Genomic DNA, 26,304 nt, shown 5'->3' with positions numbered 1-26,304 from the left:
ATCCGGGCAGATGGGCTTTTCCCGCTCGGCGAACCGCCCTTTCCCTTATTGATCGGCGCTTGTTCCGGAGAGATCGGGGCCACCGCCCGAACGGTTTGCAGTCAGGGGATTTCCACATGCCACCGCACCGCAAGAAGCCGAGCCGCGATGCTGGAAGCCTCGATCCGAACCTGCCGCTGTCCGCCGCTGCCGCGGACTTCGCCCATCGCCTGAAGACCTGGCGGCGGCTGAACGGCATCAAGCAGGTGGCCCTGGCGAACATGCTGGGCGTCTCCCAGTCCGCCGTCTCCTTCTGGGAAACCGGGCGCGACATGCCCGGGCCCGTGCAGATGAGCCAGATCAACGACCTGATCGCGGCCTCCACGCGGGACGAACTCGCCATGGAAAAGGCGTTCACACGGCGGCAGGGCAGCGTGCGGGCGCTGTATGATTTCGACGGGGCGGTTCTGCTCACGGCGTCCGCCGGCTTCCAGGCGCTCTGGCCGCGATATGCCTCCCTGGAAGGCCAGTCCATGCGGGATCATCTGGTCAACGAGGTGCAGACGCTGGCCACCGACACGACGCTCTACCAGGACATCGTCAAAGGGGAGCTTGGCATTGTCAGCGGCGTCAGCGACCGCATGACGGACCTTGAGCTTGACCCGGCCGTTCGCCATCGCTGGCACATGTGCTTCCGCCATTCCGGCTATCACACCATCATCGAGATCGCCTACGAGCCGACGACGCTGGATGTTTCGACCGGGATTACCGACCTCATCTATCTGGACGGTTCTGCCGGCCCGAAGCGCGATTGACCTGCGCGCCGCGTGGGCGATGGCGGGCCGCCATCGAGGTGGGCAGAGCCGTCGGCGTGATCTGGAATGCCGACGCGGCCTGCATTGCGGGCCAGTGATGCTCCTGCTTTCTCTTCGCGAAGAGACGGACCTAACGCCCTCCCGCTGGCGCCTACATGATGAGCCGCTGGCTGTGCTCCTTGTTGGTGCGCTTCAGGAACTGCCAGACCGCCTGCACGCGGGCGATGCGCTTCAGTTCCACCGGCATCATCATCCAGTAGGTGCGCTGGAAGCTCACCTCGCCGCCCAGGACCGGGGTGAATTCCGGCCGGTCGCGCACCAGATAGGACGGGAGGATGGCGATGCCGCCGCCGGAAGCGACGATGGCCATCTGCGAGAAGACGCTGGTGCTGCGGATGCCCGGATGGTTGGAGGGCACCATCTCCCAGATGACCGGCAACCCCTTCGCCGGGCCGGTCTCCTCGATATAGCTCACGTAATGGTGATCCCGCAGGTCCTGGAGGCTCCGGATGGGTGGGTTCGCCTCCAGGTAGGAGCGGGCCGCGTAGAGCCGCAAGGTGTAGTCGTAGAGCTTGGTGATGAGATACGGGCCGCGCCCCGGCCGGTCGATGGTGATGACGATGTCCGCCTCGTTGCGCGCGAGGAGGATGGGGCGGGGCATGACGATCAGGTCCACGCGCAGGTTCGGATGGCGGGCGCGCAGCTTGTCCATGTCCATGGGGAGAACGCCCACGCCGTAACCCTCCGTGCAGCCCACGCGAACGATGCCGGACACGGATTCCGTAGGCGCGCTCTGCTCGCCGTCGATGCCGAGGAACAGGTCCTCGATGGCCTGGGCCTCCGCCATCAGGTTCTGCCCGCGCCGCGTCAGGTCGTGGCCGGAGGGCGTGCGGGTGAACAAGGGGGCGCCGATGGCCACTTCCAGGCGCTGGATGCGGCGGGAAACGGTGGTGTGCTGCACGTCCAGCCGCCGCGCGGCCTCCGCCAGGGTGCGGGTGCGCGCCAGCTCCAGGAAGAACCTCAGATCATCCCATTCCATCGGCGTCCGTCGTCCTTGTGCATTTTTGAACAGTAGCCTTGCGTGGAGCGTGGGTTCAAGCCCGCGACCTGCGTGTTACCAATTTCCCTGAGGGCACCGATCCCCGAGCGCGCCGCGAAAACCGCAGTGACGCTCAAGCCGAAGCCATGGGCGGAGGTGGAGAATGGACGGGCCCGGGGAGTGCGTATCAATGTCCAGGATTGCCTTCATTGGCCTCGGAAACATGGGATTTCCGATGGCGGCCAACCTCGTGCGCGCCGGTCACGAGGTCCATGCGTTCGACCTTTCGGTCGAGACGGTGCAGCGCCTCGCCGCCGAGGGCGCGCAGGCGGCGGAAAGCCCGCGCGCCGCCGCCGAGGGGGCGGACCTCGTCATCACCATGGTGCCCAACGGCAAGGTGGTCGCGGACCTCTATCTCGGCGCCGAAGGGCTGCTCGCGACCCTCCAGGGCCGACCGCTGCTGGTGGACTGCTCCACCATCGCCCCGGAGACGGCGCGCACCCTCGCCGCCGCCGCGCAGGAGGCGGGCTTCGCCATGCTGGATGCGCCGGTGTCCGGCGGTGTGCTGCGTGCCGCCGAGGGCACGCTCAGCTTCATGGTGGGCGGCACTGAGGATGCGCTCGCCCGCGTGCGGCCGGTGCTGGAGCAGATGGGCCGCTTCATCGTCCATGCGGGTGGAAACGGCGCGGGGCAGGCGGCCAAGATCTGCAACAACATGCTCGCGGCCATCGCCATGGCCGGGACTGCCGAGGTGATGGAGCTGGGCGCCCGCAACGGGCTCGACCCGGCCGTTCTCACCAGCATCATGCAGAAGAGTTCCGGCGGGAATTTCTTCCTGGAGCGCTGGCATCCCTGGCCGAACGTGCTGCCGGATTCCCCTTCGAGCAAGGGCTATGCGGCGGGCTTCCAGCTGGCCCTGATGCTGAAGGATCTCGGCCTCGCCCTCGACAATGCCCGCGCGCACGGCGCCGCCGCGCCCATGGGGGCGCTCGCCCAGAACCTCTACGCCCTGCGCTCCAAGGAAGAGGGCGCGCCCGCCTTGGACTTCTCCTGCATCCAGACCCTCTACACGCGCAACGCCTGACCGGCTCGCCGAAATCCCAAGGAGTTCCCTTCATGTACGGCATCGACCACTATATCGGCGGCGTGTTCAGCGCCGGTTCCGGCACCCGCTCCGGCCCCGTCTTCAACCCCTCCACGGGCGAGGAGATCTATCGCTGCCACTATGCCAACCGCGAGACGGTGGACGCGGTGGCCAAGGTCGCCGTCGCGGCCGGCCGCGCCTGGGCGCGCCAGTCCCATGCCCGCCGCCTGCAGGTCATCTTCAAGATGCGCGAGCTGGTGATCGGCCAGACCGAGGCGCTGGCCAAGATCATCGGCCTGGAGCACGGCAAGACCATCGACGACGCCAAGGGCGAGATCGGCCGGGCCATCGAGGCGCTGGAATTCGCCACCAATGCCCCGCAGGTCACGAAGGGCGAATATTCCATCAATGTGGGCGGCGGCATCGACACCTTCTCCATCCGCCAGCCGGTGGGCGTGGTGGGCTGCATCGCGCCGTTCAACTTCCCGGTGATGGTGCCCATCATGATGGGCTCCATGGCGGTGGCGGTGGGCAATTCGGTGATCGTGAAGCCGTCCGAGCGCGTGCCCGGCGCCACGGCCTTCGTGAGCGACCTGTGGAAGCAGGCGGGCCTGCCGGACGGCGTGTGGAACGTGGTGAATGGCGATGCCGAGGTGGTGGACGCGCTGCTGGAGCATCCCAGCGTGCCGGCCATCAGCTTCGTGGGCTCCACCCGCGTCGGCGAATACATCTACCAGAAGGGCTGCGCCCATAATAAGCGCGTGGCGGCCTATACGGGCGGCAAGAACCACATGGTGGTGATGCCCGACGCCGACCTCGAAGCGGCGGCCACTGCCTTCGTCAGCGCCGGATACGGCTCGGCGAGCCAGCGTTGCATGGCCATCTCGCTGCTGGTGGCGGTGGGCGACCAGACGGCGGACCGGCTGCGTGCGCTCATCGTGCCCATGGTGGAGAAGCTGCGCGTCGGCTCCTATGACGACAAGACCGCCGATTTCGGCCCCGTGGTCACCGCCGCCGCCAAGGCGACGGTGGAGACCGCCATCCAGCGCGCGGTGGACGAGGGCGCGGAATTGGTGGTGGACGGCCGCAATGCGGGCGCGGGCCTCAACGGCTTCTATGTGGGTGCCTCGCTGGTGGATAACGTCACCGCCGACATGCAGATGTGGAAGGAAGAGATTTTCGGCCCGGTGCGCGGCATCATGCGCGTCGCCTCGCTCGATGACGCCATCGAGCTGGTGAACGCCCACGAATACGGCAACGGCGCGGTCATCTTCACCCGCAACGGCCGCTCGGCGCAGCGCTTCTACATGGACGTGGAAGCGGGCATGCAGGGCGTCAACGTCCCCGTCCCGGTGCCGGTGGGCTACCACAATTTCGGTGGCCTGCGCCGCTCGAAGTTCGGCGACGCCCACATGTTCGGCCCCGACGCGGCGCGCTTCTACACCAAGATGAAGACCATCTCCCAGCGCTGGCCGGAGCCGGACGCGGAGCAGGAGCGCGCGCTCTCGCTCGCCTTCCCCAGCAACGACTGACCTCGCGCCCGCCGAACCGGCGGCCGAACCGGGGAGGGATGCGTGCGCGTCCCTCCCGTCCTCACGGACCAAAGGACGTGAGGACCCATAAAGACCAACAAATATAACTGGAGGAACGCCATGAAAATAATGACTTCCCTTGCCGCTCTCCTTGCGTCCGCGTCGCTGTGTCATGCGGCGGATATTTCGGGCGGCGTGGTCAAGATCGGCGTCTTGAACGACCAGTCCGGCGTCTATGCCGATTTCGGCGGCCGGACCTCCGTGGATGCCGCGCGCATGGCGGCCGAGGACTTCAACGCGAAGAACAAGAGCATCAAGGTGGAGATCGTCTCCGCCGACCACCAGAGCAAGGTGGACGTGGCCTCCTCCATCGCCAAGCAATGGTTCGAGGCGGAAGGCGTGGACGCCATCGCCGACCTGACGAATTCGGCGGTCGCCATTGCCGTCAACACGATGGGCAAGGACCTCGGCAAGATCACGCTGATGACCGCCCCGCTGACCACGGCGCTCTCCAACGAAAGCTGCTCGCCCACCGGCTTCCACTGGGGATGGGACACCTTCTCCCAGTCCGTGGGCACCGCCTCGGCGCTGCTCCAGCGCAATGAGAAGGACTGGTTCATCCTCGCCGCCGACTATGCCTTCGGCGCCGCCATGACCGCCGAGCTGGACCGCGTGGTCACGGCGAAGGGCGGCAAGATCGTGGGGCAGGTGAAGGCGCCGCTGGGCGCCGCCGACTTCTCCTCCTTCCTGCTGCGCGCGCAAAGCTCCAAGGCGCAGATCGTCGCCCTGGCGAACGGCGGCATGGACACCATCAACGCCATCAAGCAGGCGGGCGAGTTCGGCATCGCGGCGGGCGGGCAGAAGCTCGCGGGCCTCGCGGTGGTGATCAGCGACGTGCACGCGCTGGGCCTCAAGGCGGCGCAGGGCCTCATCGTGACCACCCCGTTCTACTGGGACCACAATGCCGAGACCCGCGCCTTCTCCCAGCGCTTCTATGAGCGCACCAAGCGCATGCCGGGCGTGGTGCAGGCGGCGACCTATTCCGCCGTGCTCCATTATCTCCAGGCCATCGCCGCCGCGGGCACCGACAACGGCACGACGGTCGCCGAGAAGATGCGCGCGACGCCCGTCCACGACGCCTACGCCCCCAACGGCCGCATCCGTCCCGATGGCCGCATGGTCACGGACATGTATCTGGTGGAGGTGAAGACCCCCGCCGAATCCAAGGGCGCGTGGGACTATTTCAAGGTCCTCGACAAGATCCCCGATGGCGACACCGCCGCGCCCCTCTCCGCCTCCAAGTGCCCCCTGGTGAAGGAAGCCAAGGCCACCGCCAAGTAGGGCTGGCCAAGTAGGGCTGGCCAAGTAGGGCTGGCCAAGTAGGGCTGGCCAAGTAGGACTGGCCAAGTAGGCCCGGAAGCAAGGCTTCCCTCCGGCCGGTCTCGTGCCGGCCGGAGGGAAGACAGGGAGACACCAACAGGCGCCATGGACCCTCCGCCGCAGGCCGGGGATACGTCGCGCCGGAACGGGGAAGCGCCGTGGCAAACATTGCATTCATCGGGCTCGGCAATATGGGCCATCCCATGTGCCGCCATCTCATCCAGGCCGGCCATGCCGTGTCCGGCTTCGACCTCTCGCCGGAGCGGCGCGCCGCCCTCGAACAGCTCGGTGGCCGGGCGGCGACGGATATCGGAGATGCGGTCCGCGCGGCGGATTGCGTGCTCACCATGCTGCCCACGGGGCGGCATGTGCGGGCGGTCTATGAAGGCCCCGGCGGCGTGTTCGCGCACGCTCCGGCCGCCGCCCTGCTCATCGACAGCTCCACCATCGACATCGAAAGCACCCGCGCCGTCTCGCGCGCGGCGGCCGAGGCGGGCTTCACCATGGTGGACGCGCCGGTCTCCGGCGCCGTGCCGGCGGCCGAGGCCGGGCGGCTCACCTTCATGGTGGGCGGCACGGCGGAGGGCTATGCGCGCGCCGTTCCGGTGCTGGAGGCCATGGGCCACCGCTTCTTCCATATCGGCGAGAGCGGTGCGGGGCAGGCGCTGAAAATCTGCAACAACATGATGACCGGCATCAGCATGGTGGCGATCTCGGAGGTCTTCACGCTTGCCGATCGGCTCGGCCTCGATCCCACCGTGGTGCGGGACGTGATGCTGGGCTCGTCCGGCAATTGCTGGGCGCTGGAGCATTACTGCCCCGTGCCCGGCCCGCTCCCCACATCCCCCGCCAGCCGGGACTATGCCCCCGGCTTCTCGGGCCACATGATGCTGAAGGACATGCGCCTGTCCCAGGAGGCGGCGACCGCCGCCTCGGCGGCGACGCCGCTGGCAGGCACGGCCGCCGCCATCTACCAGATGCTCGTGGCCAACGGCCATGGCGACCGCGATTTCAGCTATGTCTTCAAGATGATCTCCGGCCGCTGACCCCTGGGGTCCGGCCTTCCCACATCCCGCGCCGGACGGCTGAGGGCCGGCGGCGCGCACCTGCACACGGGGATGACCAATGAAATCGAAAGTTGTTCGGGTTCACGCCGCAGGCGGCCCTGACGTGCTGACCATCGAGACGGTGGATGTGCCCGCGCCGGGGCCGGGCGAGGTTCTGGTCCGGCACACGGCCATCGGGGTCAATCTCGTCGACATCTACCACCGCTCCAGCACCGCCGGGCAATATGCCATCCCGCGCCCCGCCACCCTCGGCGTGGAGGCCGCAGGCGTGGTGGAGGCGGTGGGGCCGGACGTGGAGGGCCTGAAGCCGGGCCAGCGTGTGGCCTACTGGAATTTCCTCGGTGCCTATGCGGAGCGCCGCCTCGTGCCCGCATGGCGCCTCGTGCCCATTCCCGACGCGGTGGACGACCGGCAGGCGGCCGCATCGCTCGTGAAGGGTGCCACCGCCTTCTATCTCCTCACCCGCATCTGGCCCGCCCAGGTGGGGGCGAGCATCGTGGTGCATGCGGCGGCCGGCGGCGTCGGCCAGCTCCTGTGCCAATGGGCGAGCCGCCTCGGCGTGCGCGTCATCGGCGTGGTGGGGTCCGATGAAAAGAAGGAGGTGGCGCGGGCGGCCGGCTGCGATCTGGTGGTGAACTACCGGGCGGAAAACTTCGCCGAGGCGGCGCGCGGCTTCACCGGCGGCGCGGGGGTAGACGCGGTGTTCGATTCCGTGGGCCGCGACACGTTCGACACGTCCCTGGATTGCCTGAAGCCGCTCGGCCTGATGGTGAATTTCGGCCAGGCCAGCGGCCCGGTCCCGCCGCTCGATCTGGGTGTCCTCGCCGCGAAGGGATCCCTCTTCCTGGCGAAGCCGACGCTCGCCACTTTCACCCGCACGCCCGCAGACATCGCGGCGCTCACCGAGGGCGTGTTCGATGCCATCGCGCGCGGCCTGATCACCCCCGCCATCGGCCTGACCGCGTCCCTGGATGATGTCCGTTCCGTCCATGAAAGCATGGAGGCACGGCGCACCACGGGAGCCATCGTCCTGGTGCCTTGAGGCGCGGCGCCCTCGGGCGCCCATGACGCCTCGGGTGGCGCGTCGCTGCGGGTGCGGCGACGCGCTACCGCCGTTTGCCTGCAGAACCGGCAGCGGGCGGCATTGGCAACGCCCGATCCGGGAGAGAGGGCTTTCAATCTCTTGCTGATCTGCGGATAAGCTGGCGCGCAGGTCTCATCCGATGGCGCCACGCCTCATGTCCGTGCGTCCCTCACGGAGGCAAGGCACGCCATGAGGGCCGAACCCACATGCTCGGCCACCACGCTTTGGGCTGACGCAACCTGTCGCGGGCCGTGAACCGGGCTCTGCGACCAGGCATTCGGCGTGGGCATTTTCCGGGTCCGGGAGTGGCGTGATTTCTTGAATTCCGACCACGGATCAGCAGGGCCCTTCGATCCAGAGAAGGACGATGCAACGCAAGCGCTTCTCGCGCGCGGCGATGAGGTGTCCTGCTCGGAACTGTTTCGGAAACTCGGCCCAACCAACCAAGCGTTGACGGTTTGGGACCGGAATGGCGCACCGACGTTGATAAAAGTGAGAACTACGTCTTCGCCGCGGCTCTCTAGGATGCGAATTTCAGTATGGCTGATCAGTACTAGTGAGAGCCCAGTTCGTATTCCTTTCGCGCTCTACTGCCCCAGCTAACAATATGAAAATACTGCTGATTTCAAAATGTCCTTAGCGCAGCTCCCCTGCGCGGAGCCTCCACGTCAATTGCTGTGATCGTTCTCTTTCCACGACCTCAGCCCCCACAGGTGGCAATGCCGCAGAGGGCGGCCGCAGAAGTTGCACGCTTAGGAAAAATAGGCCTTAGTACGGGAGGTACTTTTGGGGCTTTGGGGGTTCCGCTAGGTGTTGAGCGCGATATCTGTTGTTCGCACCTACCTCATCTCTCGAAGATGCGGTCGCTCGGGGAGGGCAAACTATGTCGGCGGTTGTTACTGTGATGAATATGAAAGGGGGAGTCGGAAAAACAACGGTTACCCTAAATCTCGCAGGCCTGTTAGCGCGGTACAACGTCGGAGGTCGGCCAGCTTTACGCGTGCTGATGATCGATTACGACCCTCAGTTCAACCTGTCCCAAGCCTACATACCGCCCAAGGAATATTTTGCTCTAGAAAAAAAGTATAAAACAACGCTAGCCATTCTAATGGATAGTGGAACCGCACTGAACCCCTATCAATTACAAGTATCTGGAAATCATTCGCCACCTAGCGTATCTTCTCTTGTCACAAATGTATTTGCGCATCACACTGGTGCCAAATTAGATATTGTGCCATCTACACTAAATTTGATGTACGTCGCGCTAGGTCAAGCAACTACCAATACCAAACCAATTGAAGAGAGGTTTGAGAAATTCATAGGTGAGTGCCGACTTCACTATGATCTTATTATGATTGACTGCCATCCCGCTGGATCTCTTTTTACGAAAACGTCATTGACCAATTCGGATTTTGCTCTGATCCCCGTTGTCCCGCAAAAATATGCGGTACGCGGTATAGGTCTGATGATGGAGTTTATGAAGGCTAAAAAGGCGGGGACGAAGGCTCCTGAGCCCCTAATCCTATTTAATTCAACCGGGCGAACCGGAACATCGTCCGAGGAGGCGACCATTCGCGCCGACGGAAAATATGCGCCGTACTGCCTCGCCAGTACGCTCAAATGGTATAAGGCGTTTGGGGAACCGGAGGGCGGCTCGGGGTTTGTGTGGCAAAGCAATAAGCCATACAGCACGTCTGCCTTCTTGAATCTATCTGCCGTCGCGCGCGAGTTTCGAACAAAGATCGCCTTATGATGATGCAAAGCACCCGATACAAAGCCCTGCTGAGATCACTCTTTGCGAGCGTGATGCAGTCCGAGCTGAGCGCTTCTGACCTGCGCTTGCTGGCAGAGGAGCTGAGGAGGGGGCGCTTGGGCGATGAACTCGCCTATATGGTCGAGGAGGCCGCATCCCATTTCCAGGACCCGATTAGAGAAACCAGCTCAGATTTGCGTGCGTTGGAGCGCCTTGTAAAAGATAAAAGACTTACGAAGGCGGCAATTCAAAACATTATTACCAGCATAGACGCGAGGTCGACCGCACAAGAAGCAGCCACAATGCGCCAAATCCTTCAGGAATTTTTACTATCCTCCTCTCCGCGACAGTTGGAGAAGTTTAAAGATATTATCACTTCCTCCGGGAACACTGATCCATATCTAAAGGGAATCTCGGAGAGAGACAAGTAATAATGTCTCTCTTGTCCGTTTTGAAAAGCGTCGACTGGCACAAAAACATCGATGCCGCGCTCGTCAACGCGGACGACTTAGCTCGCATCGAATCGGCTCTAATGCGGATTGCAGTTTGGTCGAAGCAACTGGAGATCTGCGACAAGGAAAACCCGGCCCTATGTTTTATAAGAGAGGCGCAGATAGCAGCACAGCAGGCTGCTGCGATACTAAGCCTCTGCATATATAAGGCATCAGCAGCCTCTTCCCGAGCTCTTTTCGAGACGTGCCTATATTACACTTATTTTCGTACCCACCCAAGCGAACTGGCTACATTGGTGCGAGTAGATAAGTACTATGTTAACAAGAGCGAGCTTATAGAATATCATAAGCTCCACACGCCAAATTTTACAAAACGTCAAGAGGCATTTGACCTTATAGGAAAGATCGAGAAATGGTATTCGCAAGTGTCGGCAGTGGTGCACGGCCAGGTCCCTGGTGCCTGGAATGCGCACTCTTCACTTGACAATATTAGCTTTTATAAATCAGCTCACGATCTTGCTCTTTCGACCTTTATACAAGGCGAGGAGTTAATGCACCACTTATTGTTATGTACCGCCGGTTTTGAACTTTGGCAGGGCTTCGCCCCTGATGCAAAAACGCATCTTTTGAAAGGTCTGCACGGCGACAAGAAGGCTATATTGGGTCTTGATGGAAAGTAGACCAGGCGTATTATTTATCATGTAATTTTTTAGTTTTTCATTGGAATGACTGATCTTGATCTGATCAGTCCATCCGATGATCGCGACATGATGATTTCTAAGTGTGAACCTATACCGATAGCATGCGCGCCTTCATCAACCGGACCGGACGCTGCACTGCCCCGTACTGGGCCTAGAAGCCCCGTGTCTCCAATCCCTGCTTTAGCATCGTGAGGACGGCTTCAAGCAGTGAAGTCGGCGGTATCATAACGCGGTAACTGCACTATGCGCGCAACGTCTCTACGAATGCGCCGCAGCTCCGGCCACGGGAATTGCCGCCCCTCCGCGCCCTCAGCCCCGACGGCGATCAAAGCGTCGAGTTTCGCCGAAAGGCCGCACAGAGAGGTGGCATCCGTTGCAAAGAGCGTCGCGATCAGTCGGTCTTCATCGACGGATGCAGCTGCCTCCGCGTTCCTAGTGGCGGTGTATCCGGTGGAGATCGATGAAGGCATGCCCGACGTGGCCGCTGGGTCCACGCCTATCGCGTTCGGCAACTTCGCGCTCGGCTACAGTTCATTCGGGACCGCATTCTCAGCCTTCCGGCTGCCAGCGCGGCTGACCTCTCTGCGAAGCTCAGGGTGTGGCGCAGCGTCATCGATGACTACGCCTGCATCTTGGATGCGCAACCCGAGATCTGGGCGCTTCTGGAGGCGGACTTCTGCGCTGTCACTGGCGCCACCAGCCTGCCTGCCACTGCGAGCCTGGAGGCGGCGGAATGACCCTCGTTCCTCTCCATCTCCCAACGCCAGCTTTCAGCAGTGGCGTGCGCATGGTCCAGGTCCGCGGCGACAATATGGAACCGGGACTTCGACGCGAGCGTGACTGGGTGGTGATGCTGCCCTGCGACGATCTCCAACACGAGGGCCTCTATGTCCTCGACATGGATGGGCGTGGCGCGGCTGTCAGGCGGGTGCAGCTATGGGGCAAAGGTGAAGTCGGCCTGATCTCCGACAATCCCGCCTATGGCGCCACGCCGGGCGCCAGAATGCAGGTCGTGCCCCGGGACTATTTTCGGGGCATTTGCTTGGGATTCGTCGTCGGGCGTTTGCTGATTGACGAACTGGCCACGCTCCGCGACGCGGGGTTCGAGATCGGCGTCTAATCGCTGGCCGTAGCCCCGTCGTGTAACGCGCAGGATCAGGTGTCATCTCTGACCCAATTCCGGACCTCGCCGGATTAAGCCGGGAATATCCGGATAGCGACAATGATTGTAAGGGTTTGCGGGATGGTCGCGGTGCCGCTCCATCTACGCGAGGCGCGCAAGATCAAATGTCACCCCTTTGCGTCGAAGGGGCCGCGCGCAGGATCATATGTCACCGCCGGAGATCGGCTAAAGCCGTTGAGCCACCAGCGTTCCGATGAGGGGCGCCCGCGACGTTGCCCAACAACAGGTGTTACGCACAGCCCGCCGAGCCGTTACATGCGCAACGGCTCGTAAGTGTCTATAAAATCAGTGGCTTAGGTCGATCCTTGCGGCGCTTTTCACTGGCACAGGTGTTACATTGCCCGCCGCCATCAGCCGCAACCAAGACGGGAAGCGCCAGTCGGCCATTTGCGCTCGGACACTGCCATTCGTGCCAACCCTTCCACACATAGGGTTGGCAAATCCGCAGGTAGGGTTGGCAGATGCCAAACCTACATTATCCCGATATTTCAGATGGTTGATCCGGTGGGCACTTCGTGCAGCATTGGCACTTGCTGCGCCTTGGTGGGGTGCATGGTCCTTTTCACCGGCACGTCACGCCGCTGAAACGGACGTATCCTCGGTTGAAAGCACTTTCAGCGGCCCAAAATCGTTAATCTGCGCCATTCTGACGGCGCGGCCCTGGATCGGTCACTGAAAGAGGCAGTTCCGGGCTGCTGTCGATCCGTAGGAACTATTACGGCGCAGGTAGGAACTGGTTTCGACCTACGAAAGTAATTGTAAATCAATTGTTTATATAGATTTCTGCATCCATTTCGGGCCGATCAGGTAGAAACTCACGGTTAGCGACGCGCACCACCCATTGGTTGTGATGCCCACGTGAGCTTGGCCCTGACATCCTGGTGATTCGCCTCCCGGTCTGGTCCGGCGAGGGTGGTTATGATTTAGGACTTCGCGGTTGGAACGCCGAAACGACGGGCAACAATCAAGGCGCTTTTTCGGAGTTGCGATATCACCTAAGAAACAATGGCTTAGCCGCTCAATCGTCCTAGTCTCCGGTGGGGAACTCCGAAATCGGCGAGTGGGGCCGTTCATCACCCAAGGTTGCGTATCGCACATGGAAAAGCCAGCCGCTCCGATTGGAGCGACTGGCTTCCAAGGTCTTTCTTACCTTTCACGCGGATCCGGGTCGGGTTGCGTGCCTTTCCGGGCCGTCAGCGTAGCCGGTTGAACGCAGTGAGAACTTCCTCCGGCGTCGGTAGCGGAACGGAGGGTGGCAGAGACACCGAGAGGCGGCGGCACGCTTCCTCCGGCGACAGATGCGCGTCGCTCCGCAGCAGCCGCATGAGCGGCAATAGCCAAGGCGGCTCCGCGTTCTCCGGAAGCACGCGGGGCGGCTGCACGGCCGCTGACTGGCGGGCTACTCCCGGTCCCGGTTCCCGCCTTTCCTGCGCCTGGTGCTCGGAAGGCGCGACGATGCGCCGGATCAGTTCCGCGAAGGCGTGGCGGGGCAGGCTCGAAAAGTGGAACTCGAACCGTTCGCCGCCGCGTCCCTCCGCCGTTCGGGTCTCCCAGTGTTCCATGTGAGCACGCCGCAGGAGCCCGCGCCGGGAGGTTGGAACGGTGGGTAGTTGAAGCGCCAGAAGGTCGCTCGCGGAAAACCACTCTCTCAATTGTCGCTGGCCGCGATACGCCTGCACCAAGGCGGCTTCCAGATAGCGCACGCGCATGTTCAGTCGGGACCATTCTTCCGCCGCGACTGTCACCTCAAGAGGCAATACGTCATCATCCATGACACCCTCGCCGGATGGGAGAGGACAAGAAAAAGGTGGGGCTTTCGCCCCACCTGCGGCATCACCGGGCCTCAGCCCGCAGCGGCTGCGGTGCCGCGCCCTCGCTCGGGCGGGGCGGGTTCCGACAGGTCCGGTGCGTCACGCCCTGCCTCGTGCCGCCGGAGCCGGTGTAGTTCCTCCACGAGCGCGTCCCGCTCGCGCTCCGTGGCGCGGGCGGCGGTCATCTCGCGTTCAACCAGCCGTTCAAGCTCGGTGAGGGACCGACTCATGCCCATAGCGATGTACATAAAGCCGCTGCGGGTACCTTCATGACTCAGAAGCTCGCGGTCGGGGCTGCCGAGGACAGAGGCGAAGGTGTCCGCGAAGTCACGCAGGATTTCGATGGTCTCGACCGCGCTGTCGAGCGACGGAGTGAGCTTGATCATGACGCCAGCCCTCCCCGCAGCGCGCCCGCCGCGTCGGACGCAGCAGGTTCCGAGAGATCGGGCGCGGGGTGGGCTCGCTGACCCTCCAGAGGGGTGCGCTCTGCCTCCAGCCGCCGCAGCTTGAGGGCAAGGGCGTCCGCCTCCTGCCGGGCGCGGTCGCGCTCGGCTATCAGGAACGTGGTGGAGCGAAGGTGATCCCCCATCCTGCCCTGGAATTCCTCAAGGCTTTCAGCGAGCGCGGACGCCATGCGGCCGAAGCCGCTGCGCACGTTCTCGCTCTCCAGAAGGTCGTCATCGTTGCACTGGAAAACCGCAGTGAGCGCATGCGCGACCTCGATCAGGACGTTCAGGCTGTCCAAGGGCGTGTCGCGGTATTTCGGGATGAGATCGGCCATGGTCAGACCCTCCCTTCCAGATAGTCCGCGAGCGGGCGTACGAAGGGATTGGTTTCTGCCGCCTTGCGGATCAGCGTGGCGACTTCGGTCAGCGTGAGTGCGGCCGAATCTTCGGAGGGAAACGGCGGAGGGAGAAGCAGTGGCTCCTGCCTTGTTGACGCCCACTGGCAGGCATCCAATCCCTGCCTCAGTAGCCGCCTAATTGCTTCGGATCGGCTGGGGCCGACCGGGCCGAACTCCTTCTCCATCCAAGCATGGATTTCCTCTACCATTGTTGGAGGCACTTGTGCTGCGACGGTTACAGAGGCGGCCATGTCACTTGCCCTCCCGCGCGAGGTCGACGGCCTGGAAAGCGTCGGTGAAGGGCTGAGGCGTGAGCACAGGGCGCGGTGCCGCGACCGTGAGAACGGAAGGGCGTCCCACCGGTGTGTGTAGGGCGAAGGCCTGAATGGTGGCGCGGCGCCCGCCTTCTGTGGGCACCGGCCTTCTGATACTGATGAAAATAGCCTTTTGCATGGGTCTCATCCGCGCTTGAGGTCAGACCGAATGCGGCGGTCTCAACGCCGCATTCGGTCGCAATGGTGCATTTGCACCAAAACACCATTGCACCACAAAGCGCCCTAGGCAAGCACCATTCGCACCATTGCAGCAGTGGTGCATATCAGTTAACTTCCGTTTATGAGCGACAAGTTTGATCCCCCAATCCGAAAGACCGTTTCGCTTCCGACCAGCCTTTGGCAGCGGATCGAGGACTATCAGTTTCGAGCCCGTATAAAGCGCGATGCAGAAGCCATCCGCAGGCTAGTAGAGTTGGGACTGAGGGCGGCTGAAGCTGCCGAGCCCCCAATCCCGCCAGCCCTTCCCCCGCCCTCGGACGTTCCCGAACCATCAAAACCTCGGCGCGCTCGCAAACCAGCCTCTGAAATATAGAGTGCTGGTCCGCACAGGATTGGAGACAGGAAGCGCGATGGCAGATATCGACCCCAAGATTGCCGAGATGCTCACGCCGGAGGGATTCGCGCGGAAGGTGATCACCATGCACGACGAGGTGGCGGCCTCTCTCGCCGCCGCGCAGGAGGCCGGCAACAAGAAACTGGCGGGCACATTCGCACGCGAACTGCGCAAGCTGGACAAACTCATTGAGCAGCGCGGGCTTAAGCGGCTAGCCCAGGGGGCATAGTCCGGGAAGGCGCCGGTCCCAGGTTCGCCGGAATGTGCGTTTAGCGGGCGCTTTGAGCTGTCAGGCGGCTCCCGGACCATCCTGGCCTTCGTAATCCCGCCGTTAAAGGGCCATTGAAAGCCCTGAGCGGCCGTTTTACGCTTTTCCGCGCTCAGGGTGCCCGAAGCTGAAATCGGACGCTGGCTGCGCTTGGAATTGTCGCCCATTCTTCTGGCAGACAGCCGCGTAGATCCTTCACGAGACGGATCAAAAGCACACCTATTTACTTGGTCACAAGCTGTTGGGTCTAAACAAACCCTTGCGACCAATTCATGATCTGTGCATGTACCAAGAATGGACATGCGGGAGTGGCGTCAAGCACAAGGCGCTCATTCCGGAGCACATCGCAAAATTTGTGCGCATCATTGGAGAGGATGACACCGCATCCCTCCTGCTCAATTTTGGTGGCGCCACGAGTTATTTCGCGGCGCGCCCGGAGAAGATTAGCGCGCTCAGAGAAATTCTGAGCGTCGAAAAAATTCAACTTCTTGCCGAGCATTTCGGCGGACGTGTCGAGCGCGTTCCTCTCGGCAATGCTTTCATCGCCCGCCATATGCGGTCGAAAGGCACGTCGATCCAGGAGATCGCCCGCAAGCTCCATGTCTCCGATGTGAGCGTGCGGGACATCCTCCGAAACGGGAGGAAGGGCGTGAAGGACACCTCCGACGCGCCCAAGAAGGTGCGCCGATGAGCGACGCACCTCCCGTCCAGACACCTTCGGCCTATGCAGCCGGAGCACCGCGCACGCGGCTTGCGGTACGCGTCATCAATGCCGGGCCTTCCGGCAACAACAACGTATATCCCGATGCCGTCTTGCGCGCGGCCGTCCCGCTCTTCGATGGGGTGCGCGTGTTCGTGAAGTCCGACGCGGAACACCTTTCGAAGGGTGGCAAGGACGTACGCAACCTCATCGGCCGCATCGTCGAGCCCAAATTTGTTCCGCCCGCTGGTTCCAAACCGGCTGGCATCGACGCGGTGCTTGAGCCCTTGGACCCGACCGATCCCATGGTTCGTCGCATGACCGAAGCGGTGCGCCAGAACATGACGGGCCTGTTCGGCCTCTCCATCGACGCGGAAGCGGCGTACCGGGCGCAAGGCGGGCAGCGCGTCGTCACCAAGTTCACCAAGGTCAATTCCGTCGATGTCATCGTCGCGCCGGGCGCCGGCGGCGCGGTGCTCGGCATCACCGAAGCTTTAGGAGCCACATTCATGGACGTCCTGTCCCCCCTTGAAATCGGCCGCCGCATTGAGCGCACCGCCCTGTGCGCGGGCTCGAAAGATCGTCTCATCAGCAACCTCGAAGAGGCCGATGACGTCACCGAAGCGCGCCTGACCGAGGCCATCAACGAAGCCTTGCAGCAGGAAGAGGAAATCGCCCGTTCCGTCAGCCATGCCGGAAAGGTGAAGGGCCTCGGCTCCAGCGCGCGGATCATCGAAGCCGAGGAAGACAAGCAAGGACGGATGCTCGACGCCTTCTTCGATCCCCAGGACAATTCCGTGCGCTCCATTCGCGAGTGCTATGTCGCGATCACTGGGGACCGGGACATCACCGGCCGGGTGCCACGTCACGGGCGGTTTTCGGAAGCGCTCACTACCGTAAGCTTCCCTGACGTTCTGGGGGAGGCCATCCAGCGGCGGATGCTCACGGACTACCGCAATCTGGGCATCTATGACGTGTGGCGCGACCTCGCGAATATCGTGCCGGTGAGCGACTTCCGCGATCAGCATAGGGTACGCTTCGGTGGATACGGCGACCTGCCGACCGTCAACGAGGCCGCACCCTATCTGCCCGTGGACAGCCCCACCGATGAAGAGGCGGTCTATCGGGTCCAGAAGCGCGGCGGCACGGAAACCGTGACGCTGGAAATGATGAAGAATGACGACGTGGCCGCCATGATCCAGGTGCCGCTGCGCATGTCGCGCGCGGCGAAGCGCACGCTGTCCAAGTTCGTCCTCGACTTCCTGCGGGTGAACGGCACCATCTATGACGGCAAGGCGCTGTTCCATGCCGACCATGGCAATCTTGGCACGGCCGCGTTGTCCGGCCCCTCCATCGCGGCCGGGCGGCTGGCGATGAAGGGCCAGAAGGAGAAGGACAGCGAAGAGGCGGTGGGCATCCCCCCTCGCTTCCTGTGGGTGCCCGACGCTCTAGAGCAGACAGCCTTCGATCTGTTCCGCCTCGGCACGAACAACGAAGCGAGCTTCGTCCAGTCGCTCCAGTGGCAGATCCGTCCCGTGTGGTACTGGACCGACGCCAACGACTGGTGCCTGTCTGCCGACAAGGCCGATATTCCCTCGGTGGAAGTCGGCTTTCTGGACGGGAATGAAGAGCCGCAACTCTTCGTGCAGGACAACCCGACCTCGGGTTCGATGTTCACCAATGACGTGATCACGTACAAGATCAGGCACGTCTATGGCGGGGCGATCACGGATTTTCGCGGCCTGTTCAAGTCGGTGGTGGCGGCATGATGGCGCCTCATGATCCGGTGGCCGAGCGCGTGACCGCGACCGCCCGCGTGCTGTACCAGCAGTTGATCACGCTCGACATGAAGGCGGCGGAAGACGCCATCGAAGATGCGCGCAAAATCCTGTGGGTGAGCCATTTCAGTGGCTCACCCCGTTCGGCGGTGGTGGAGCTTTATGCCCGTGCGCCCGTCGCCGCAACGCTCGCATCCGACCTGGGAGGGCGCACGCTCCTGGAGATCGAAGCGATCCTCCAGGAACTCCGCTTTGCGCTGTACGTGAACGCCTACGGGTGTTTGGAGAACACACACTTCGGCAGCCTTCTGAAGGCGCACCTGGAAGACGAGCGCGACGGGTTCGGTCCGATCCTGCGGCAATGACCTCAGGTTCCGCCTCTGCCTTCCACTAGCTTTAGGTGATGTTGAATGACCCTTAAACTCGCCATTGACATCACCGCCAATTCCGCCGGAGCGAAGAAGGGCATCGCGGAGACGCGGGCCGAACTCTCGGGTCTCAAGGGCGAGGCGGAGAAGGCGGCCGGCGGCATTGGCCGCCTCACGGATGCGCTCGAAGCCGAGGGGCATGCTGCGAGCCAAGCGACGGTGGCAGTGCGCCAACTCCGCGCGGCTGAACGTGAGGCGGCGCAGTCGATGCGGGGCGGCAACGCCAATGCCCGCCAGCCGGTGGGCTCCACATGGTCTCAGCTTCGGCCGGATCAGCGGTTCGGCGTGATGCGTCAGGCGCCCGATATCGTGGGCTCCCTCGCCATGGGCATGTCTCCTTCCATGGTGGCGGTGCAGCAGGGTCCGCAGATCGTGGAAGCTGTGGGCGGCTTCGGCAACGCGCTGAAAATCGCCCGTGAATCCATTCCGCCCGTGGCTGCCTTGCTGGGCGGCATGACCGTTGCGCTCGGTGTGGGTGCGACGGCATGGGTCGATTACACGGGGCGCCTCAAGGAAGCGCGCATCGCCGCGCAGGCGTTCGGGCTTGCGACCGGCACCACCGCCGCCGACATCGAGCGCGTGGCGGCCCAGGCGGCGGCGGCCGGGAATGTGTCGGTGTCCATGGCGCGCGAGATCGCCACCTCTCTGACACGATCCGGCAGGATCGGAGCGGACCAACTCCTAGGCTTGACCGCCATCGCCAAGGACTTCGCGGCGGTGATGAACACGGATGTCGCGAGCGCGAGCGGGAAGCTCGGGGACATCTTCGGAGACCCGGCGAAGGGTGCGGCCCAATTGCGCCAGATGGGCCTTTTGGACGGCGCCACCGAGCGCCTGGTCAAACGGCTGAACGACCAGAACCGGACGGTTGAGGCGGGCAACGTTCTGCTGAACGCCGTGACGCCGCGCCTTCAGGGAGCGGCCACGGCAACGACGGCCATCGGGCGGGCCGCCGAATGGTCCGCGCGCATGTGGGACAATCTCTGGGGTTCCATGGGGAGCGCCGTGGATCGGCTGTTCGGTGGTGGCCCTGACAGCCTGGAAGGCCGCCTTGCGCAGTTACAGGACCGCCTGCGCAACATGCCCACGCTCGCAGGCCGCCTTCAGAACCCCAATCAGCGGCAGGCTTTGACGGCAGAGATTGCCGACCTTCAAGAGCAAATACGCTTGCGCAATCGCGTTCAGGCGAACGCCACCTCGGCTGCGACCGACGATAGGCGCGGATCAGCTGCCCTTGATATCGCCCGAGGTTCGCCCGCCAACGACATGGAAAACCGGCGTCGCGAGTTGGAAAACCAGATAGCCGCCTTGCGCACCGGGCAGGGCGCGGGTGGCCTCAGCGACGCTGAAAACGAAAGCATCACTCGCGCCATCCAGGCGAAGGAGAACGCGCTGAAGGGCCTCACTACGGCCCAAGAACGCATGACGCAGGTTGACCGCCTGGACGTGCAGATTGCCCGCGAACGTGACCCGATCGCCCGCGCCGATCTGATCGCGCGTCGGGAGCGCTTGGCGCTGGCGGGTGAAGAGATCACGTCGGCCGAAGTTGAGGTTCGGGCCAATCAGGCGCGCTCCAGGGCGCTCATGGAAATGACATCGGCCTCGGGCGAGGCGGCGCGAAGCCTGTTGGCCACGCAGCGCGAGCAATCCGAGATGTTGCGGCTCGAAATCTCGCTTCTCGGGCAGAGCGAGGGCGCGCGCTCGCGCGCCATTGCCCTGTTGCAAGTAGAGCAGCAAATCCGCGCCCAAGGGATCGGCAAGGACAGTCCGGCGGCAGAGCAGTTGCGGCGGCAAGCCCTCGAAACGTCCGACATGCAAACGCAGCTTACGCGGCAGCAGGACGCGCTCCAGACCTTCCGCAATACGGGGGAACAGAGCATCGATTCCCTGACGGACACATTGCTCCGCAATGGTGGTTCCTGGAAGTCATGGGGTGATGTTGCCACAAGCGTCCTGGAGGATGTCGCCAGCAGCGCGATGAAGCTCGCGGTGACCAATCCGCTTAAGAACGCCCTGTTCGGGACCAACTACGGAACCATGGGTGACTTAGGCGGCGGTGGTGGTGGCGGGGGCGGTGGTTTGTTCTCTGGCTTGCTTGGGATCGGCGGTAGCCTGCTTTCCGGAATGTTAGGCATGCCCATGCCGATGTTCGCGAAGGGTGGCGTCGCGACGCGGGCATCCGTCTTCGGTGAAGCTGGCCCGGAGGCGGCAGTTCCGCTGCCTGATGGGCGGCGCATTCCCGTCGAGTTGAGGGGTGGGGGCGGCGCACAGCGAGGCGGGACGCAGGTCAACGTCAGCATCCAGAACAACCATGGGGGCGCCGCCGTCTCGACAGGCCCCGTCACCATGGGGCCGGACGGGACGCCTACGCTCACCGTAATGGTGCAAGAAATCGTTCGCGGCACCATGCTCGATGATCTGGCAGGCGACGGGCCTATCTCGCAAGGGTTTGGCGGAAGGTTCGGGGTTTCCGCTTCCGGTGGGCTTTACACATAGGCTTGTCGAATTGGGCGCAAGCGTATGTATAGGAGAGGGCCGGTCGCGAACCCTGAAATCGCGGTGAGCCCCGAGCGGGATGGCACCCTGACCGCCATCCCGCTCACTTCGCACAACCAATCATCGGTTGTATTTCACCCCGTCCACTGGGGGTGACATATGATCCTGCGCGCGATGACATTCGATTTTGCGCGCTACACGTCGCCTTCGGGCGGCGGGGTTTTTGATTCCGCTAGATAGCTGGCATTTCCGCCGCTGGTGGCGATTCGTTGTTTCGTCAGGGGAGTATGAAATAAGCTAAGCGCTTGATTTTATTGGCGCACCCGGCACGATTCGAACGTGCGACCTCTGCCTTCGGAGGGCAGCGCTCTATCCAGCTGAGCTACGGGTGCTGACGCCGAAGAACCCTCTACCCTATCGCCCGCGCGCTGACAATCGTCGGCCGGGGAGGCGGGCGGGAGAAACGGGGACAACAGGACCGGACCAGCCGCCGGTCAGGGCCATTTCACCACGGGCGGCATTGAGGAGAGGATCGAGGCGACGTTGCCGCCGGTCTTCAGGCCGAAAATGGTGCCACGGTCGTAAAGCAGGTTGAACTCCACATAGCGGCCCCGCCGCACCAATTGCTCCTCGCGGTCCTCCACGCTCCAGGGCGCCGCGAGGTTGGCCCGCACGAGGCGCGGATAGATGTCCAGGAAGGCGAGCCCCACATCTCGCGTGAAGGCGAGGTCCGCGTCGAAATCGCCGCTGTCCAGCCAGTCATAGAAGATGCCGCCGATGCCGCGCGGCTCGTTGCGGTGCTTCAGGTGGAAATATTCGTCGCACCACGCCTTCAGCTTCCCATAGTCCGCCACCGCATGACCCGCGCAGGCGCCCTCCATGGCCGCATGGAAGGCTAGGCTGTCGGGGTCGTCCTGGGTGCGGCGGCGCGCGAGGACCGGGGTGAGGTCCGCCCCGCCGCCGAACCAGCGCTTCGTGGTGGTGACGAAGCGGGTGTTCATGTGGACGGCGGGAATGTGCGGGCTCGCCATGTGGGCGATGAGCGAGACGCCGGTGGCCGAGAAGCGCGGATCTTCCGCGGCGCCGGGAATCTGGCCGCGGAATTCGGGGGCGAACTCGCCGAACACAGTGGAGACATGGACCCCCACCTTCTCGAACAGGCGCCCGCGCATCATGGCCATGGTGCCGCCGCCGCCGGGCGCGCCGCTATGGTCCGTGCGTTGCCACGGGGTGCGCTCGAACCGGCCGGGCGCGCCGGGATACAGCGCGTCGGGCGCTTCGTCCTCCAGCGCCTCGAAGGCGGCGGTGATGCGGCCCTGAAGGGTCTCGAACCAGGCCCGCGCCTGGGCCTTCTGGTCCTCGATGCCGGGGGGGAGCATGGGCGGTCCTTCCTGGGTGGCGTTCCTGGGGGCGATCCTGGGTGGCGATGCGTCCGGCTTTTAATCCGCTTCGGGCGGCGACGGAACCTCGGGCAGGGCGCCGGTCTGCCGCAGCGCCTCGGCCACCGCGATGCCGGCCGAAACAGCCACATTGAGCGAGCGCAGGCCCGGGCGCAGGGGGATGACCACCCGCGCGTCGGCGGCGTCATGCACCTCCGGCGGCGCCCCGGCGGATTCGCGGCCGAACAGCAGCACGTCGCCGGGCTGGAAGGCGAAGCGGTGATAGGGCGTGGCGCCCTTCGTGGTGAACAGGACGAGGCGACGCCCTTGCGCCTGTCGCCAGGCATCGAAGGCGGCGAAGGAGGGGTGGCGCACGAAGTCCACCACGTCGAGATAGTCCATCCCGGCGCGGCGAAAGGCAGCGCTGCCCACCGGAAAGCCCGCCGGCTCGATGAGATGGACGGGAACGCCCAGGCACGCCCCCGTGCGCAGGCAGGTGCCCGTATTCTGGGCAATGTCCGGGCAATAGAGGGCGAGGACCGGGGCGAGGCCGGCGGGTGCCGGAACGGGTCTGTCTGTCAATGCGGTAGAGCCCCATGTCCCTTGCGCGTTCATGCCGCTGCCACAGGACCGCGTGCCGCATAGTCACGATCTGGACAAGGGTAAAGGTAGGGTGCAATTAGAGGCAATCGAAAGTGGCAAACCTCTTCAAGAGGGCATTGTTGCTCATAAGGCCTCGCGTCGCGCGCGGAATGGGGCTTCCCGCGCATGAAGCTGTTTCCCGCTTTCATGCGTGCCGCGACGGTCTGGCCATATATAGACGAGTGAGGAAGAACGCCGTGGCACATACGGAGACCTCGGGAACCAACCGTCGAGACTTTCTCTACATCGCCACGGGCGCGGTCGGGACGGTGGGCGCGGCCGCCTTGGCTTGGCCGTTCATCTCCCAGCTCCAGCCCGACCAGTCGGTTCTCGCCCTCTCCACCACCGAGGTGGACCTGTCTCCCATATCTGAAGGGCAGATCGTGACCGTGCAGTGGCGCGGCAAGCCGATCTTCATCTTCAACCGCGCCCCGAAGGACGTGGAGGCGGCACGCGCCGTGCCCATGAGCCAGCTCATCGACCCCCAGCCGGACCAGGACCGGGTGAAGTCTGGGCACGACAATTTCCTAGTGGTTGTCGGCATCTGCACCCATCTGGGCTGCGTGCCGCTGGGCCACCAGGGCAATTATGACGGCTGGTTCTGCCCTTGCCATGGGTCCCAGTACGATTCCTCGGGCCGGGTCCGTGTCGGACCGGCACCGCTGAACTTGCCGGTGCCGCCCTACACCTTCACCTCCGACACCAAGATCGTGATCGGCTGACGCGCGCGTCGCCTCGCTCAAAGAAGGTTGGACCCCATGGAAGGACATTCCACCTACCAGCCCCAGGGAAAAATCGCGCGCTGGTTCGAGAGCCGGCTGCCGTTGGTCGGGCTGTTACATTCGTCGGCTGTTTCCTATCCGACCCCGCGGAACCTGAACTATCTCTGGACGTTCGGCGGCATCCTCACGTTCATGCTGATCTGCCAGATCGTCTCTGGCATCGTGCTGGCCATGCACTACACGGCCTATGCGCCGGTGTCGTTCGCGCGCGTCGAGCACATCATGCGTGATGTGAATTACGGCTGGCTGATCCGCTACATCCACGCCAACGGCGCCTCGATGTTCTTCATCGCGGTCTACATCCACATCTTCCGCGGCATGTATTACGGCTCCTACAAGGCGCCCCGCGAAGTGCTGTGGATCCTCGGCGTGATCATCTACCTGCTGATGATGGCCACCGCCTTCATGGGCTATGTGCTGCCCTGGGGCCAGATGTCCTACTGGGGCGCCACCGTCATCACCAACCTGTTCTCGGCCATCCCCTATGTGGGCGAGACCATCGTGCTGTGGCTGTGGGGCGGCTATTCGGTGGGTGACCCCACGCTGAACCGCTTCTTCTCGCTGCACTATCTGCTGCCCTTCATGATCGCGGGCATTGTCGGCCTGCACATCTGGGCGCTGCACCATGTGGGCCAGAACAATCCCGACGGCATCGACGTGAAGAGCGTGGCCAAGGACACGGTGCCCTTCACCCCCTACGCGACCATCAAGGATGTGTTCGCCATGGTGGTGTTCATCATGTTCTTCGCCTGGTTCGTCTTCTACATCCCGAACTATCTCGGCCACTCGGACAATTACATCCCGGCCAACCCGCTCGCCACGCCCGCGCACATCGTTCCGGAATGGTACTTCCTGCCCTTCTACGCGATCCTGCGCTCGGTGCCGGACAAGCTGGGCGGCGTGCTGGCCATGTTCGGCGCCATCGCCGTGCTGGCCTTCCTGCCCTGGCTGGACACGTCCAAGGTGCGCTCCGCGCGCTACCGGCCGCTGTTCAAGCAGTTCTTCTGGATCTTCGCGGTGGTGGCGGTGGGCCTGGGTTATCTGGGCGCCATGCCGGCCGAGGGCGGCTACGTCATCGCCTCGCGCATCCTCACCGTTTATTACTTCGTCCACTTCCTGGTCATCCTGCCCGTGCTCGGCCTCATCGAGCGGCCATCGGTCATGCCTGCATCCATTGCGGACGCAGTGCTCGCACGAGGGGCAAAGGGCGCTGCGGCGCCTGGTGCCAAGGCCTGAACGAGCGCGGGGAGAGAGACATGATCAAGCGTAGCATTCTCCTCGGCGCCCTGGCGGCGGTGGCGATTTTCGCCGCCCCCGCCAACGCGGCCGAAGGCACGGACCGTCCGCACCGGGAATCCTGGTCCTTCGCGGGGCCCTTCGGCTCCTTCGACCAGGGGCAGCTCCAGCGCGGCTTCAAGGTGTTCCGCGAGGTTTGCGCCTCGTGTCACTCCGCCAATTACTTCTACTTCCGCAACCTCGCCCAGCCGGGCGGCCCCGGCTTCTCCGAGGCGCAGGCCAAGGTGGTGGCAAGCTCCTACCAGGTCACGGACGGGCCGAACGACCAGGGCGAGATGTTCCAGCGCCCCGGCCGTCTCTCCGACCACTGGCCCGCGCCTTTCCCCAATGAGCAGGCGGCGCGCGTGGCCAATGGCGGCGCCTATCCGCCGGACTTCTCGGTACTGGCCAAGGCGCGCTCCTACCATGTGGGCTTCCCCGGCTTCATCACCGACGCCTTCATCCAGTATCAGGAGCACGGCGTGGACTATATCCACGCGCTGCTGATGGGCTATGTGGAACCTCCGGCGGGCACCACCGTGCAGCCGGGCCTGCACTACAACACCTATTTCCCCGGTCACCAGATCGCCATGCCCAAGCCCCTGTCCGACGGGCAGGTGGAATATACGGACGGCGCGCCGCAGACCGTGGACCAGTATTCCCGCGACGTGAGCGCCTTCATGATGTGGCTGGCCGAGCCCCATCTCGATGCCCGCAAGCGCATCGGCTTCCAGGTGTTCATCTTCCTCATCGTGCTGTCGGGCCTGCTCTACTTCACGAAGAAGAAGATCTGGAAGAACATCGCCCACTGAGGCTCGGTTCGCCGGATATGAGACGAGAAAGGCCGCAGGCACATGGTGCCTGCGGCCTTTCTGCTTTCGGGGGCCGGGCTTGGTCTCAAGCTTGCCGGGGCATCGGCGCGGGGCCGGAGCGCTCGCGCACCA

At 63.7% G+C, this 26,304-nt stretch carries 25 protein-coding genes and 1 tRNA gene; 18 read left to right on the top strand and 8 right to left on the bottom strand.

The window, feature by feature from the left end; all coding sequences use genetic code 11:
* Positions 1 to 116: 116 nt before the first annotated feature.
* Positions 117 to 794, top strand: coding sequence for a helix-turn-helix domain-containing protein (locus EJJ38_RS18750; protein WP_127091964.1), 678 nt, complete (start codon positions 117 to 119; stop codon positions 792 to 794).
* Between the two features lie 151 nt (positions 795 to 945).
* On the opposite strand, the gene EJJ38_RS18745 is transcribed toward EJJ38_RS18750, so the two are convergent.
* Positions 946 to 1,833: a LysR family transcriptional regulator gene (locus tag EJJ38_RS18745; RefSeq protein WP_127091963.1), complete on the bottom strand. Its 888-nt coding sequence runs from the start codon at positions 1,831 to 1,833 to the stop codon at positions 946 to 948.
* Between the two features lie 163 nt (positions 1,834 to 1,996).
* On the opposite strand from EJJ38_RS18745, the gene mmsB (EJJ38_RS18740) reads away from it, so the two are divergent.
* The 9 genes from mmsB (EJJ38_RS18740) to EJJ38_RS18690 all read left to right on the top strand — a co-directional run bounded on the left by mmsB (EJJ38_RS18740) (position 1,997) and on the right by EJJ38_RS18690 (position 12,006).
* Positions 1,997 to 2,917 (top strand): 3-hydroxyisobutyrate dehydrogenase, encoded by a 921-nt coding sequence (gene mmsB / locus EJJ38_RS18740; RefSeq protein ID WP_338021898.1) that lies wholly within the window; start codon positions 1,997 to 1,999, stop codon positions 2,915 to 2,917.
* Between the two features lie 32 nt (positions 2,918 to 2,949).
* Positions 2,950 to 4,449 carry a CoA-acylating methylmalonate-semialdehyde dehydrogenase gene (locus tag EJJ38_RS18735; RefSeq protein WP_127091961.1) on the top strand — a complete coding sequence of 500 codons (1,500 nt, stop codon included), beginning with the start codon at positions 2,950 to 2,952 and terminating at the stop codon, positions 4,447 to 4,449.
* 120 nt (positions 4,450 to 4,569) lie between these two features.
* Positions 4,570 to 5,790 carry an ABC transporter substrate-binding protein gene (locus EJJ38_RS18730; RefSeq protein ID WP_127091960.1) on the top strand — a complete coding sequence of 407 codons (1,221 nt, stop codon included), beginning with the start codon at positions 4,570 to 4,572 and terminating at the stop codon, positions 5,788 to 5,790.
* Positions 5,791 to 5,987: 197 nt separating this feature from the next.
* Positions 5,988 to 6,875 (top strand): 3-hydroxyisobutyrate dehydrogenase, encoded by an 888-nt coding sequence (gene mmsB / locus EJJ38_RS18725; protein ID WP_127091959.1) that lies wholly within the window; start codon positions 5,988 to 5,990, stop codon positions 6,873 to 6,875.
* A gap of 79 nt (positions 6,876 to 6,954) precedes the next feature.
* A complete protein-coding gene (locus tag EJJ38_RS18720) occupies positions 6,955 to 7,938 on the top strand; it encodes a quinone oxidoreductase family protein (protein ID WP_127091958.1) in 984 nt (327 codons plus the stop codon).
* A gap of 925 nt (positions 7,939 to 8,863) precedes the next feature.
* Positions 8,864 to 9,733: a ParA family protein gene (locus tag EJJ38_RS18715; RefSeq protein ID WP_127091957.1), complete on the top strand. Its 870-nt coding sequence runs from the start codon at positions 8,864 to 8,866 to the stop codon at positions 9,731 to 9,733.
* Complete coding sequence (locus EJJ38_RS18710) at positions 9,730 to 10,164, top strand: hypothetical protein (RefSeq protein WP_127091956.1); 435 nt, start codon at positions 9,730 to 9,732, stop codon at positions 10,162 to 10,164. The genes EJJ38_RS18715 and EJJ38_RS18710 overlap by 4 nt, the downstream gene beginning before the upstream one ends.
* Before the next feature lie 2 nt (positions 10,165 to 10,166).
* Positions 10,167 to 10,865, top strand: a complete 699-nt coding sequence (locus EJJ38_RS18705) for a hypothetical protein (protein ID WP_127091955.1) — start codon at positions 10,167 to 10,169, stop codon at positions 10,863 to 10,865.
* A 754-nt stretch (positions 10,866 to 11,619) separates the two neighbouring features.
* Positions 11,620 to 12,006, top strand: a complete 387-nt coding sequence (locus tag EJJ38_RS18690) for a S24 family peptidase (RefSeq protein WP_164738576.1) — start codon at positions 11,620 to 11,622, stop codon at positions 12,004 to 12,006.
* A 1,256-nt stretch (positions 12,007 to 13,262) separates the two neighbouring features.
* Here EJJ38_RS18690 and EJJ38_RS18685 read toward each other — a convergent pair.
* The 4 genes from EJJ38_RS18685 to EJJ38_RS18670 form a co-directional block, all read right to left on the bottom strand.
* Entirely contained in the window at positions 13,263 to 13,841 is a 579-nt protein-coding gene (locus EJJ38_RS18685) for a DNA-binding protein (RefSeq protein WP_127091952.1), read from the bottom strand.
* A 71-nt stretch (positions 13,842 to 13,912) separates the two neighbouring features.
* Entirely contained in the window at positions 13,913 to 14,266 is a 354-nt protein-coding gene (locus EJJ38_RS18680) for a hypothetical protein (RefSeq protein WP_127091951.1), read from the bottom strand.
* A complete protein-coding gene (locus EJJ38_RS18675; protein WP_127091950.1) occupies positions 14,263 to 14,661 on the bottom strand; it encodes a hypothetical protein in 399 nt (132 codons plus the stop codon). The genes EJJ38_RS18680 and EJJ38_RS18675 overlap by 4 nt, the downstream gene beginning before the upstream one ends.
* 2 nt (positions 14,662 to 14,663) lie before the next feature.
* A complete protein-coding gene (locus EJJ38_RS18670; RefSeq protein WP_127091949.1) occupies positions 14,664 to 14,975 on the bottom strand; it encodes a ribbon-helix-helix domain-containing protein in 312 nt (103 codons plus the stop codon).
* 653 nt (positions 14,976 to 15,628) lie between these two features.
* On the opposite strand from EJJ38_RS18670, the gene EJJ38_RS18660 reads away from it, so the two are divergent.
* The 5 genes from EJJ38_RS18660 to EJJ38_RS18640 all read left to right on the top strand — a co-directional run bounded on the left by EJJ38_RS18660 (position 15,629) and on the right by EJJ38_RS18640 (position 21,282).
* Positions 15,629 to 15,841 (top strand): hypothetical protein, encoded by a 213-nt coding sequence (locus tag EJJ38_RS18660; protein WP_127091947.1) that lies wholly within the window; start codon positions 15,629 to 15,631, stop codon positions 15,839 to 15,841.
* Between the two features lie 322 nt (positions 15,842 to 16,163).
* Entirely contained in the window at positions 16,164 to 16,571 is a 408-nt protein-coding gene (locus EJJ38_RS18655; protein WP_127091946.1) for a helix-turn-helix domain-containing protein, read from the top strand.
* Complete coding sequence (locus EJJ38_RS18650) at positions 16,568 to 18,349, top strand: phage major capsid protein (protein ID WP_164738575.1); 1,782 nt, start codon at positions 16,568 to 16,570, stop codon at positions 18,347 to 18,349. Before EJJ38_RS18655 ends, EJJ38_RS18650 begins: the two co-directional genes overlap by 4 nt.
* Positions 18,346 to 18,723 (top strand): hypothetical protein, encoded by a 378-nt coding sequence (locus tag EJJ38_RS18645; protein ID WP_127091944.1) that lies wholly within the window; start codon positions 18,346 to 18,348, stop codon positions 18,721 to 18,723. The genes EJJ38_RS18650 and EJJ38_RS18645 overlap by 4 nt, the downstream gene beginning before the upstream one ends.
* 351 nt (positions 18,724 to 19,074) lie before the next feature.
* The gene (locus tag EJJ38_RS18640; RefSeq protein WP_420836898.1) at positions 19,075 to 21,282 is read left to right on the top strand and encodes a phage tail length tape measure family protein; all 2,208 of its coding nucleotides are present in this window, start codon (positions 19,075 to 19,077) and stop codon (positions 21,280 to 21,282) included.
* Positions 21,283 to 21,597: 315 nt separating this feature from the next.
* Here the strand turns inward: EJJ38_RS18640 and EJJ38_RS18635 are convergent.
* The 3 genes from EJJ38_RS18635 to EJJ38_RS18625 form a co-directional block, all read right to left on the bottom strand.
* Positions 21,598 to 21,674 (bottom strand) — tRNA-Arg (locus tag EJJ38_RS18635).
* A gap of 102 nt (positions 21,675 to 21,776) precedes the next feature.
* Positions 21,777 to 22,661, bottom strand: a complete 885-nt coding sequence (gene hemF / locus EJJ38_RS18630) for an oxygen-dependent coproporphyrinogen oxidase (RefSeq protein WP_127091942.1) — start codon at positions 22,659 to 22,661, stop codon at positions 21,777 to 21,779.
* Positions 22,662 to 22,721: 60 nt separating this feature from the next.
* A complete protein-coding gene (locus EJJ38_RS18625) occupies positions 22,722 to 23,243 on the bottom strand; it encodes a tRNA (cytidine(34)-2'-O)-methyltransferase (protein ID WP_245454328.1) in 522 nt (173 codons plus the stop codon).
* A gap of 257 nt (positions 23,244 to 23,500) precedes the next feature.
* On the opposite strand from EJJ38_RS18625, the gene petA reads away from it, so the two are divergent.
* The 3 genes from petA to EJJ38_RS18610 are packed head-to-tail and all read left to right on the top strand — an operon-like array spanning position 23,501 to position 26,172.
* The gene (petA, locus tag EJJ38_RS18620; protein ID WP_245454327.1) at positions 23,501 to 24,025 is read left to right on the top strand and encodes a ubiquinol-cytochrome c reductase iron-sulfur subunit; all 525 of its coding nucleotides are present in this window, start codon (positions 23,501 to 23,503) and stop codon (positions 24,023 to 24,025) included.
* A 36-nt stretch (positions 24,026 to 24,061) separates the two neighbouring features.
* Positions 24,062 to 25,321 (top strand): cytochrome b, encoded by a 1,260-nt coding sequence (locus EJJ38_RS18615; RefSeq protein WP_127091939.1) that lies wholly within the window; start codon positions 24,062 to 24,064, stop codon positions 25,319 to 25,321.
* Positions 25,322 to 25,341: 20 nt separating this feature from the next.
* A complete protein-coding gene (locus EJJ38_RS18610) occupies positions 25,342 to 26,172 on the top strand; it encodes a cytochrome c1 (protein WP_127091938.1) in 831 nt (276 codons plus the stop codon).
* Positions 26,173 to 26,304 lie beyond the last annotated feature (132 nt).

Origin of the sequence: Aquabacter cavernae, from assembly GCF_003993795.1 — a bacterium.
GTDB classification, from domain to species: domain Bacteria; phylum Pseudomonadota; class Alphaproteobacteria; order Rhizobiales; family Xanthobacteraceae; genus Aquabacter; species Aquabacter cavernae.
Note: the sequence above shows the minus strand (reverse complement) of the source record. Positions and strands in the feature narration are given on the sequence as shown.

Coding starts and splice junctions, on each gene's coding strand:
- EJJ38_RS18610 (WP_127091938.1), top strand. CDS start 25,342: ATGATCAAGCGTAGCATTCTCCTCGGCGCCCTGGCGGCGGTGGCGATT.
- EJJ38_RS18615 (WP_127091939.1), top strand. CDS start 24,062: ATGGAAGGACATTCCACCTACCAGCCCCAGGGAAAAATCGCGCGCTGG.
- EJJ38_RS18655 (WP_127091946.1), top strand. CDS start 16,164: ATGTACCAAGAATGGACATGCGGGAGTGGCGTCAAGCACAAGGCGCTC.
- EJJ38_RS18675 (WP_127091950.1), bottom strand. CDS start 14,661: ATGGCCGATCTCATCCCGAAATACCGCGACACGCCCTTGGACAGCCTG.
- EJJ38_RS18680 (WP_127091951.1), bottom strand. CDS start 14,266: ATGATCAAGCTCACTCCGTCGCTCGACAGCGCGGTCGAGACCATCGAA.
- EJJ38_RS18685 (WP_127091952.1), bottom strand. CDS start 13,841: ATGGATGATGACGTATTGCCTCTTGAGGTGACAGTCGCGGCGGAAGAA.
- EJJ38_RS18645 (WP_127091944.1), top strand. CDS start 18,346: ATGATGGCGCCTCATGATCCGGTGGCCGAGCGCGTGACCGCGACCGCC.
- EJJ38_RS18715 (WP_127091957.1), top strand. CDS start 8,864: ATGTCGGCGGTTGTTACTGTGATGAATATGAAAGGGGGAGTCGGAAAA.
- EJJ38_RS18750 (WP_127091964.1), top strand. CDS start 117: ATGCCACCGCACCGCAAGAAGCCGAGCCGCGATGCTGGAAGCCTCGAT.
- EJJ38_RS18745 (WP_127091963.1), bottom strand. CDS start 1,833: ATGGAATGGGATGATCTGAGGTTCTTCCTGGAGCTGGCGCGCACCCGC.
- mmsB (WP_338021898.1), top strand. CDS start 1,997: ATGGACGGGCCCGGGGAGTGCGTATCAATGTCCAGGATTGCCTTCATT.
- EJJ38_RS18660 (WP_127091947.1), top strand. CDS start 15,629: ATGGCAGATATCGACCCCAAGATTGCCGAGATGCTCACGCCGGAGGGA.
- EJJ38_RS18730 (WP_127091960.1), top strand. CDS start 4,570: ATGAAAATAATGACTTCCCTTGCCGCTCTCCTTGCGTCCGCGTCGCTG.
- EJJ38_RS18720 (WP_127091958.1), top strand. CDS start 6,955: ATGAAATCGAAAGTTGTTCGGGTTCACGCCGCAGGCGGCCCTGACGTG.
- EJJ38_RS18690 (WP_164738576.1), top strand. CDS start 11,620: ATGACCCTCGTTCCTCTCCATCTCCCAACGCCAGCTTTCAGCAGTGGC.
- EJJ38_RS18705 (WP_127091955.1), top strand. CDS start 10,167: ATGTCTCTCTTGTCCGTTTTGAAAAGCGTCGACTGGCACAAAAACATC.
- EJJ38_RS18640 (WP_420836898.1), top strand. CDS start 19,075: ATGCGTCAGGCGCCCGATATCGTGGGCTCCCTCGCCATGGGCATGTCT.
- EJJ38_RS18670 (WP_127091949.1), bottom strand. CDS start 14,975: ATGGCCGCCTCTGTAACCGTCGCAGCACAAGTGCCTCCAACAATGGTA.
- hemF (WP_127091942.1), bottom strand. CDS start 22,661: ATGCTCCCCCCCGGCATCGAGGACCAGAAGGCCCAGGCGCGGGCCTGG.
- EJJ38_RS18650 (WP_164738575.1), top strand. CDS start 16,568: ATGAGCGACGCACCTCCCGTCCAGACACCTTCGGCCTATGCAGCCGGA.
- EJJ38_RS18710 (WP_127091956.1), top strand. CDS start 9,730: ATGATGATGCAAAGCACCCGATACAAAGCCCTGCTGAGATCACTCTTT.
- EJJ38_RS18735 (WP_127091961.1), top strand. CDS start 2,950: ATGTACGGCATCGACCACTATATCGGCGGCGTGTTCAGCGCCGGTTCC.